The organism is Nostoc sp. WHI (genome assembly GCF_015714725.1).
Lineage (GTDB): Bacteria > Cyanobacteriota > Cyanobacteriia > Cyanobacteriales > Nostocaceae > Nostoc.
Genome location: NZ_WBKM01000002.1, coordinates 1 through 9,866, shown reverse-complemented (window position 1 = coordinate 9,866; position 9,866 = coordinate 1). Strand labels below are relative to the sequence as shown.

Here is a 9,866-nt window from a genome sequence, read left to right as displayed (position 1 = left end):
AGAAATTACCTTTTACGTGCCTATCGTGAAAGGCGTTTAAATTACGCTAAAGTCATAACTCAAAAACTACCTATTGGCAGTGGTGCAATTGAGAGTTTAATCCGCCAAGTTGTCAATTTAAGAATCAAAGGAAACAGTAAATTTTGGTTGAAAGACAATGCAGAAATTATATTACATCTGCGCTGTCAATGGATAGCTGGAAGTTGGGATAATTTTTGTATTTCTATCTTTAATTCCTTTATTAAACCTCAAACTGCTTGATTAATTTTATACTTGCGTTCTCATCTTTAGCTATTGGTTGCTGTAATTGATACTAAATATCAAAGGCTTGTTACAGATATTTTGGGAAATAATCGTCAAATGACTTACTAGCAATCTTTTTGAGATATCTCATCAAGATGAATTCTCCTGCGAATCAATATTTTATTTGTAAATAAAATCACTCCGTACTTGAATATAATTTTTAGCGATCGCACTTTTTTTGTCCGACCTCACAAAATCGCATTGCTCCCTGTCTCATGAGTTACGTACTCCCATGCATAATCTCCACGGCTGGGCGCAACTATTGCTAACTGAATCTGAGATGGATGAAGCACTGAAAATTGAGGGATTGGAAACCATTGAGCGAAATGCTCGTCTACAAGTTCGCTTAATTGACGATTTGTTGGATCTGGCTAGGATGCAGAAGGGCGAGATGAATTTGGAAATCGAACCTGTTGACCTAGCAAGTGTAATTCGGTCAGCAGCAGATACTATTCGATTGTCAGCCGAAACAAAGGGCATTCAAATTCAGTTACATCTTGATGCTGCTGTGTCTAATGTTTTAGGTGATGCCATTCGTTTACAACAGGTGGTTTGGAATTTGCTTTCAAATGCAATCAAGTTTAGTTCCAAGAATGAAAGTGTAGAGGTCAGGTTGGAACAAATTGAGTCTCAAGCTCAGATTACTGTTATTGATACAGGGAGGGGCATAGAAGCAGAGTTTATACCATTCGTCTTTGAACGGTTTAGTCAGCGTGACGCTTCTACTACTCGTTCTGCTGGTGGATTAGGGTTAGGACTTGCGATCGCTCTCACAATTGTAGAACTCCACAATGGCAATATCACAGCAGCCAGTGCAGGATTCGGCAAGGGTTCGACATTCACGGTGAGACTACCTATCGTGACAATGACAGAGCAGTTGAGCAATGATGAACTAGTAGTAGGAGAATTGCTGCATGGGAATAAGGAAATTGCCCAATTGCAGAACTTGTGTATTCTGGTTGTGGATGACGATGCAGATGCTCGGATGTTAATGCGGACTGTTCTTCAGAGCGCCGGGGCAGATGTATTAGTAGCGGCATCAGTAAAAGAAGCACTGGCACTTTTAGAACACCAATCGCCTGCTCTACTGATTAATGATATCAGTATGCCAGATGAGGATGGCTTTACCTTAATTCGTCAGGTTCGCTCCCGCACTATAGAGCAAGGGGGACAAATTCCAGCGATCGCTCTTACTGCTTTTGCTGAAGCCAGAAATGAGCAACGTATTTTAAAAGCAGGGTTTAAACTTTTTATTGCCAAGCCAATTGAGCCAATGGAACTTGTGGACAAGATCATTGAGGTATTAAAAACTTGATCAACAGTATAGCAATCACCTGACGGCATTCGTGGTGAGTTAACTGAAACTCACGGTTATTGCAGCGAATGGTAATGTGATAACAGTATCCTGGTTTGATCTCACGGGGTTTTCTGGACATCTTTCAGCTAGCGAGTGAGGTATTCTTGCTTGAATACCCCACTGATTACCTTACTATTCCTGTCAAATATCGCCTGACTAGCATGGTAATATTTGGCGGGGGAAGTCATGGTGTGTAAGATGGCAATAGAACTGTATCCATCATCCTTTCGTTGCGACTGTGGGCATCAATCGGATTTCTTTGAGAATACCGTCTCTGATATGAAAAACATGAGCATCCGTAAACGAGCCACTTTAGGAGACTCTGAAGATAACGAACACAGAATTGTTTTTTTCAAGAGTAAGGCAATAGAGATTATTTGTCCCCAACTCGGAACCTGCACAATAACCGACTCACAGTAACGGGCTTTAGAGATGAGTCACCACGCCTCACTGTCAGAACTCGATGCCCTCTTCGCCTCCCTCCACCATTGAGCCTTGAGATGATAATTGTAAGATGAGTGCCATGCTGACAGAATTTACCCTCGCCAGCTTCAAAAGCTACAGTACAAGCCGCTTACCCCTTGGATCGCTAACCGTACTAATCGGAGCCAATGCCGCAGGCAAAAGTAACGCCCTTGAAGGTTTGCGCTTTCTGTCATGGCTAGCACAAGGGCAAAAACTCTCCAGCATTCAATATGCGGTGAATAGTGCAGAGCGCGTTGTACGCGGTCGAGTAAATGACTTGTGCCATCGGGGAGAGTCAAATTTTACCATCGGTTGCCGTTTAGACTACCCAGACTGGAACCAACTCGATATAACCCTGAATGTGCGTGACGGAGAACTGCACATCAGTAGTGAGCGAATCGTTGGCTCGACAAGTCAAGTCCCGCTATATGACCTAGATCAGCCTTCTCAAGGAGTAGGAACTGATGTTGGTGTCGCATATAACAACTTTACAAAAGGGAAGAACAAGCCACGAGTAACGTGCAGCGATCAGATGGCTATATTCGTGCAGTTAGACACCCCTGCCCATTTTGATCCAAAGTACCCCATATCCCAAAAGATAATTCCTGAAACCGTCCGCGAATATCAACGAATTTTAAAGAACATCCTGTTTCTAGATCCCGTCCCCGCCAGAATGCGCGAGTACAGCTTCAAATCTGATAAGCGATTACAAGAAGATGGTACTAATCTTTCCAGCGTCCTGTATCGCTTGTGGGAGAACCAAGCCGAAAATCAACAGGCAATTCTCAACTTTATCCAGAGTCTACCAGAACAGGCTATAGATGGGCTAGATTTCCTTTTCGGCCCACGGGATGAAGTCATGGTGCGACTAGCAGAAACCTTTGGCAATAACCGTCGCTATTGTGAGGCGGCATTGTTATCCGATGGTACTTTGCGGGTGTTAGCGATCGCGGCGGCTATGCTATCGGCACCCGTTGGCAGTTTAGTGGTAATCGAGGAAATCGACAACGGCGTTCATCCCAACCGCGCCCAGCATCTACTCGCCAGCATCCGGGATATTGCCGAGCGGCGGAAATTGCGGGTGCTGCTTTCTACCCACAACCCAGCCCTAATGGATGCCTTACCCGATGCGGCTCTCGGTGATGTAGTGTTTTGTTTCCGAGATCCAGAGTCAGGAGATAGCCGCCTTGTACGGCTTGGGGATATGTACGATTTCCCAAGTCTGATATCTCAGGGTCCGCTCGGTCAACTGGTAACTGCTGGGGTAGTGGATCGGTTCGTCAAGTCGCCGCACACACCAGAAGATAGAAAACAGCAAGCTATGGAATGGCTGTCTCGTTTGCAGGAGTACAGCAATGAGTAGTATCTGCCTAATAGATACCAGCATATTCCTCGAAATACTGAACGTTCCCAACTATAATCAGCATAGAGCATCAGTTCTCGAAGATTTTCAGACCTATGCTCAATCTGGCTGTACTTTTTTGTTGCCTATGGCGACGATACTTGAAACAGGCAACCATATTGCCCAGAACGGCGATGGCACAATGCGAAGGAAAACCGCCTTACGTTTTGTTAAAGAAGTTAAAGAGGCATTCACAGGCGTAGCTCCCTGGAGACCTACTACATTCCCAAACACGGCAGAGATATTGGAGTGGATTGACGACTTCCCCGATCTGGCTGGCAAAAACAAAGCTCCTAATAAGCAAGAAGGAACCAGTTTCGGTGATTTTAGCATCATTCAGGAATTTCATAAGTCCTGTAATCTCTTTCAAATGAGTGAAGTGTTTATCTGGTCGCTAGACAGCGATTTACAGAATTATCACCAAAGGGGAAAATGACAATACTTAGCATCAGCATTGAGATTAGGGCGAACGGATATTGTCATTAAGAAGCCTGTGTTCTCAACAAATTCTCAAATAATCGCATTAAGCAATGCTTACTGACTTATCACTCAGTTGGCTTTTTGACCAAAGAAATGGGATACAAGCCCCGTGCTTCTAGCGCGGCTTTAAAGTAATGAGTAAGGAGTAATGAGTAATGAGTGGACGAAAAATAGGTATTTACTCATTACTCATTACTCATTACTCCAGAATCACCGACCGTGAACGGCGGTGAGGATGTCAACGTCGCTATCTCCCTGCTTCAAAATTATTGCATTAATTAATTTTTCTATTTTCAAATTCTGAATTATCTGAATTTAGTAAAAAGAAATGTATTTTAACCAGTGCATAATGCATAACCTCTAGCGTTGCTGTCCTAGTCTGAGTAGGCGGTCATTTAAGGCGATTCTTCCTAATTCAGAAATAACCTCAATTGGAACACCAACAGATGTAGCTGCTTCTGGGATTGTTACTCTGCTATTTCGCAACAGAGATAAAACTTGCTGCATTTTAAGAACAACTGGATCGCTTTTGTTGGTGTAACCCCGATTAATAGCAATTCTCAGCCCGGTTTCAATATCATCTACTCTCGCTCTGCGATTTTTATCTATTAATAGTGTCTGCTGTCCAGCGATTGCGCTACTTTCAGAAGCTGCTCCGCGTCTTGGCGCAGTGCCGGAGGCAATCGCATTTGCAATCTGAATACCAACATACCCAGTGTTTCTACGCACTAGAACGATATCAAAGTTGTAGAGTCGCTTTTGTCCCGTTTTGTCTACAGTTTGGACAAGTAAGTTAGTAATGGCAGTGGTGGTAGCCCCTGGAAACTTTAGTGGTTGGATTGCCCTCAGAAAGATGGTTGTAGCGCGTCCGCTTTTTAAATCTGTATCTGTGGTGTAGACCAGTCGTGAAGGGTCTGCTACCAAAATATAGGCGATCGCCTCGTCGGTTTGAGTGAAGCTAATAGGCGTAGCACGTCCTGGAGTAATTTGAACCTGAATCCTACTGCTTGCAGCCATATCCCGTTGAATCAAGCGATATGTAGGAGTTTGTGCTTGTGCCTGTACAAAAGGTATCGTCACCCCAAACAGTATTGTAGTGCTAGCAATAACAAGAGTGGCAAATTGTTTCATACCAATGAAAGAATTTTGGACTAGAAGTTTTGACTTATAAACTGTTCTAGTAATCTCAAAGATTAAGTTGTAGAACGTTCAATTTGTATCTATTCAATAGCCAGAATGCTGTAGATAACTCGACTTCAATCTGTTTGAATTTTAAATTGCTGGCTACTTGTACCAAATTGGTATCATCGTTCAACTTTCAAAAAACTATTGACGACAACTGAGACTTCTGTACCTTCAGGTAAAAACTGGATATTTGGACGTTGTACTAATTCCTGCACTGCTTGGTCAGAGCGTCTAGACAGACGTTCACTGACTGGACTAAAAAAGCCTTCCAGCGCCGCCGCCCAAATCTGAGGATTAGAGTTACTAGTAACAGTACTTTGGTTAAAAGTGCCACTAGAAACAACAGTGCTAGATTGAGTGCGGGGCTGATTCACTATGCTTCCCACCTTACCCAAACTACTGAGTAATCCAACTAACAAATCTTGTTGGGCAATATCTGTTCCCACATCATTCAGCTTTTTAGCAATTAACGGTTGCTGTCCTCGACCGCGAATTAACAAAGTCTCAGCCGGAATGGTTTCCTGTTTGACTGTGCCTTGGGAGTCAGGGTAAATAAGCGCGATCGCACTAGCAGATACCAAGTTATTCTTTTTACCTACTGCCACTGTTTTCGTTACTAAAACAGTACCAGCCGGGAGTGCCACCGTGCCATCTGTAGCTGTGAGAGGTTTGGTTAACTCGATAGCAAAGCGATCGCTGGGATTATTCCCTCCCTGATCCCAAATCATCGGCATGATAATTCTACCTGGGGCAGATGTACCCAGCGCTACCTCTTTAGTTTCATTGACATTGAGATTGGTTGTAGCTACAGGGGTGCGATTGAGGATACCTACCATTCCTGGAGTCAAGTTATCAGTTTTACTGTCAGTGCTTTTGGAGCCAATTAAAACTGTTTGAATACCAGGGTCTTCGGGAGTGGAAATGGATGTATTAGTTCTTGATTTTAAGGTTTTGGAGTTTTAATTCTGTAAATTATTTCAGAGTATGCTACTCTGAAATATATTATTGACAATTTAGCACCTCTTAAATTATCTTAGAGTACATTACTCTAAAATATTAAAACATGGCACGACAAAAATTTACTCAAGCTGAGGCTGAAGCACACCCTTTAATCCGAAAAGCTATTGAGCGTGGTGTAATCGAAATTAAGAAGTTGCGAGTTATTTATTATCTCGATCAGAAGAAGGATTATGAGTGGACAGACCCTGAAGAATGGGTTAGAGCTTATACCATTGCGTACTTAGTACTTGAGAAAGGTTATCCGCCTTACAGAATGAGAACAGAGGTGAAAGTTCCGCGTCGCACCCCTAACGATTGGGCTGATATTGTTGTTTACCGAGATGATCGATGTAAAGAACCTTACCTTGTAGCCGAATGTAAAAGTGATAAACAGAGTGTACCCGATCAATTACAAGGGATCGAACAACTTTTCGGTAATGCAAATAGTCTTCGAGCACCGCTTGGATTGTATGAAGAATACTCGACATCAATCTTCTATGATGTTGCGAACTATCCTGCGGAAGAACGTAAAGAGAATTCAAAAGGATATCGTGAAGTTATCCCAGTTCAGTACGGGGAAGTTCCAGAATATGCCTACATAGCTGGACTAGAAAACAACGATATTCAGCCAGTCAAGCCAAAAGTTCTCGAAACTAGGATACGTCGTGCTCACTCTATTATCTGGGCTGGTGGTAGACGCGATCCTCTTACTGCATTTGATGAGTGGAGTAAGTTGTTATTTGCAAAAGTTGAAGATGAACGGACAACCCCAAACAGGCAACCCCGAAAATTTCAAGTTGGTACTAATGAAACTACTACAACAGTTGCAACACGTATTCACGAACTATTTGAACAGGCGTGCCGCAACGATACAACAATCTTCCCTGAAGGAATCAGAATTAGGCTTCCAGATCGCAAAGTTTATGAAGTTGTTCGTGTCTTGCAAGATGTCAGTATCACTAGCACAGCCGTTGACTCAATAGGCGCGGCATTTGAGAGCTTTTTCGGCTCAGTATTTCGTGGTGAATTGGGACAGTATTTCACTATGAGACAACTGGCTCGTTTTTCAGTTGCTATGTTGAATATTGCCCACACAGACTTTGTTATTGATCTTACTGCTGGAAGTGGGGGATTTCTTCTGGAGGTGCTACTTCAGGTGTGGCACAATCTTAATGCTAATTTTGCAGGGCGTAGAGAGTTAGACCGATACAAAAATGATTTTGCTCTACACAAAGTTTTTGGTATTGAAATCCACGAAATACTTGCCCGAATTTGTAAAATCAATCTCTTGCTACACCACGATGGACATACCAATATTGAAGGAGATCGAAGTTGTCTTGATTCAACATTCACTAAGGAAAGATTACAGGCTTGGCATGGAAGATTTACTTGTGTTGTTGGAAATCCACCATTTGGAGATGAAGTAGAAGAGGGAGATGATGATCTCCTTGGTACAAATCTGCTCTCAAATTTTGATATTGCTGAAGGACGTTCTAGCATCCCATCTGAGCATGTCATTTTGGAAAGAGCAATTGATATGCTTGAGGGTGGAGGACGACTCGCGCTTATTCTTCCAGATGGATTGTTCAACAATCAAGGTGAGATATCAAATTGCCCTAGAACGCGTCGTTTTCTTGCAAAGAATGGGTTTTTCGAGGCAATTGTCTCGCTTCCAGACTACGCTTTTAGAAAATCAGGAGCACAAAATAAAACTTCGATTCTCTTTTATCGAAAGTTTATTGACTTTGAACGGACTCGGTTTCAAAATGCTTACAATAATTCCTTAGAAGAAGTAGGTAATGAGGAAGATGCTATTCTGGCTGGACTCCATGAATTAGATTACAAAGTTTTCTTGGCTGAGGCACATTATATTGGCTACACGACAACAGGAGCTTCTTCTGAACGCAATGACTTGTATCGTGGTTTTAAAGGTGGAAATCTTAATCTTGATCAATCAGGCACGATTCTCGGTCAGTATCGAAGATTTAAGTCTAACCCAGTAACTTATGACGGGCATAGACTGCCTGATTGTATGTCTATTTATGCTGGTGATATGTGGTCATCTCATGAAAGCCATCGACTTGACCCTAAATATCATCTTTTCAAACAGGAGGAGCGCAACTACACTCCATCTGGATGGGTGCGGCTTCCGTTATCGAAAGTTATGCAGCGTCGTGCAGAAGAAATTCAACCAGCAAGCGAGCCAGATACTTATGTGGTGGTCATGACTCTCGCGCAGACAGGAGACATCCGACCGCGTGAGGCAGGAAAGGGAAACAATCCACCAGAATGGCTTGGAATGTACTTTGAGGACAGTTCATCAACTTGGTACAAGGCTTATGCTGGTGATCTTGTTTTTTCATCCATTGATTTATGGAAGGGATGCATTGCTATCGTACCGGATGAATTTAACGAAGCAATCGTAACTAAAGAATTTCCAATTTATCAAATTACTGATCTTAGGCTTAATCCAGAGTTTTTATCTTGTCTTCTTCGGAGTCGATACTATCAACGTGCTTTTCGTGCGATCACAACGGGGCACAGTAATCGACGGCGAACACAAGTGTCAGATTTTGAGCGGCTCGAAATTTGTTTTCCTGAAAATGAAATGATTCAGCGCGAACTAACTCAGAATGTGCTTGATGCCCGAATTAACCAGCGTGAAGCTGCAAATAGTCTTAAGCAAGAAATGCTACGTTTCAGTGATGTAATAGATGGACGTGGCGATGAAGATTATGGTGACGATATACCGGATGATGAACACTCCGAAAATGAGTGAGCGAAAACAAACGATCAAAGCGGGAATGTAAGCATCAGTCAATACTTTTAGTCCTAACAATTTGCCTTTGGGGGTCGGTAAAATGCTTCTAGGTTTTAAAACAGAACTCAACCCAAACAACAAACAGCGTACTATGCTTGCTAAATCAGCAGGTTTGGCGCGGTACACCTATAATTGCAGGGGAAACGCACCTTATTTACTAACAAAAACTAATGAGGATTTCAAAATTATTTATATAAGTGCAAAGTTTGACAAAAAGATAAACAGGACAAATCGCTCCTTTTACTAACATATAAGTTAACTTATCTCTAATGAAAAAACTCTTGTCTAAGGATAAATTAACTAACTATTCAGCCATAAATAAGTAAGCTTATTCCTAAAAATAAGCAATAATCATAACTAAATTGTTGACAGGCTAGTTTACGCTAAAGCTAAAACTCTTTCTAAATATTTATTGTCCATTGCTGCTAGAAACTGTTTATTTTTGATTCCCCTTTTTACACGATTCTCTTTACCTAGAAGATTTACTGCTATCTGCCGCATTACTGCAAAATTTTGTGGAGCATTATCTTTCCTAATCCGGCAATTATCTTCTTTTAAAGCTACATCCAGTACCCAATGCAATGAATTTTCTATCCCCCAGTGACTGCGAACAGCATTAGCAAGTTGTTTGGCATTATCTCCAAGACTACTAATAAAATAACGAGTCTCCACTGTTGTTTTACCATCTACTTGCCGGACGGATTCTACCATTCCAATACTATTAAAGTTTGACCATACTGAATCAGGATCAAGCCGATACTGAATATCAGATAACATGACGTAGTGGCGAATTTCATGACGACCATGCCCCGTTTCTTCTGTTTTATAGGTACTATGTTCAAACCCTTGAAAAC

The 9,866-nt window shown here is 42.1% G+C and carries 8 protein-coding genes and 1 pseudogene; 6 read left to right on the top strand and 3 right to left on the bottom strand.

The annotated features are described in order from the left end of the window. The 4 genes and pseudogenes from F8S12_RS00125 to F8S12_RS00110 all read left to right on the top strand — a co-directional run. A pseudogene (locus F8S12_RS00125) lies at positions 1-261 on the top strand (hypothetical protein); the annotation flags it as partial. Positions 262-481: 220 nt separating this feature from the next. Beyond that, a complete protein-coding gene (locus tag F8S12_RS00120) occupies positions 482-1,618 on the top strand; it encodes a hybrid sensor histidine kinase/response regulator (RefSeq protein ID WP_269144754.1) in 1,137 nt (378 codons plus the stop codon). A gap of 565 nt (positions 1,619-2,183) precedes the next feature. Then, positions 2,184-3,488 carry an AAA family ATPase gene (locus F8S12_RS00115; RefSeq protein WP_230967694.1) on the top strand — a complete coding sequence of 435 codons (1,305 nt, stop codon included), beginning with the start codon at positions 2,184-2,186 and terminating at the stop codon, positions 3,486-3,488. Then, positions 3,481-3,963 carry a type II toxin-antitoxin system VapC family toxin gene (locus F8S12_RS00110; RefSeq protein WP_196514204.1) on the top strand — a complete coding sequence of 161 codons (483 nt, stop codon included), beginning with the start codon at positions 3,481-3,483 and terminating at the stop codon, positions 3,961-3,963. Before F8S12_RS00115 ends, F8S12_RS00110 begins: the two co-directional genes overlap by 8 nt. A 404-nt stretch (positions 3,964-4,367) precedes the next feature. On the opposite strand, the gene F8S12_RS00105 is transcribed toward F8S12_RS00110, so the two are convergent. After that, on the bottom strand, positions 4,368-5,138 hold the full coding sequence (locus F8S12_RS00105; RefSeq protein WP_196514203.1) for a hypothetical protein: 771 nt from the start codon (positions 5,136-5,138) through the stop codon (positions 4,368-4,370). Positions 5,139-5,311: 173 nt separating this feature from the next. Next, positions 5,312-6,028: a TrbI/VirB10 family protein gene (locus F8S12_RS00100; protein WP_196514207.1), complete on the bottom strand. Its 717-nt coding sequence runs from the start codon at positions 6,026-6,028 to the stop codon at positions 5,312-5,314. Positions 6,029-6,255: 227 nt separating this feature from the next. Here F8S12_RS00100 and F8S12_RS00095 point away from each other — a divergent pair, with 227 nt between their 5' ends. Continuing rightward, positions 6,256-8,970 (top strand): N-6 DNA methylase, encoded by a 2,715-nt coding sequence (locus F8S12_RS00095; protein WP_196514202.1) that lies wholly within the window; start codon positions 6,256-6,258, stop codon positions 8,968-8,970. Positions 8,971-9,052: 82 nt separating this feature from the next. After that, positions 9,053-9,259: a helix-turn-helix domain-containing protein gene (locus F8S12_RS00090; protein ID WP_196514201.1), complete on the top strand. Its 207-nt coding sequence runs from the start codon at positions 9,053-9,055 to the stop codon at positions 9,257-9,259. Between the two features lie 131 nt (positions 9,260-9,390). Here F8S12_RS00090 and F8S12_RS00085 read toward each other — a convergent pair. After that, positions 9,391-9,866, bottom strand: a 476-nt coding sequence (locus F8S12_RS00085; RefSeq protein WP_196514200.1) for an ISAs1 family transposase, incomplete at its 5' end; no start/stop codon positions are given.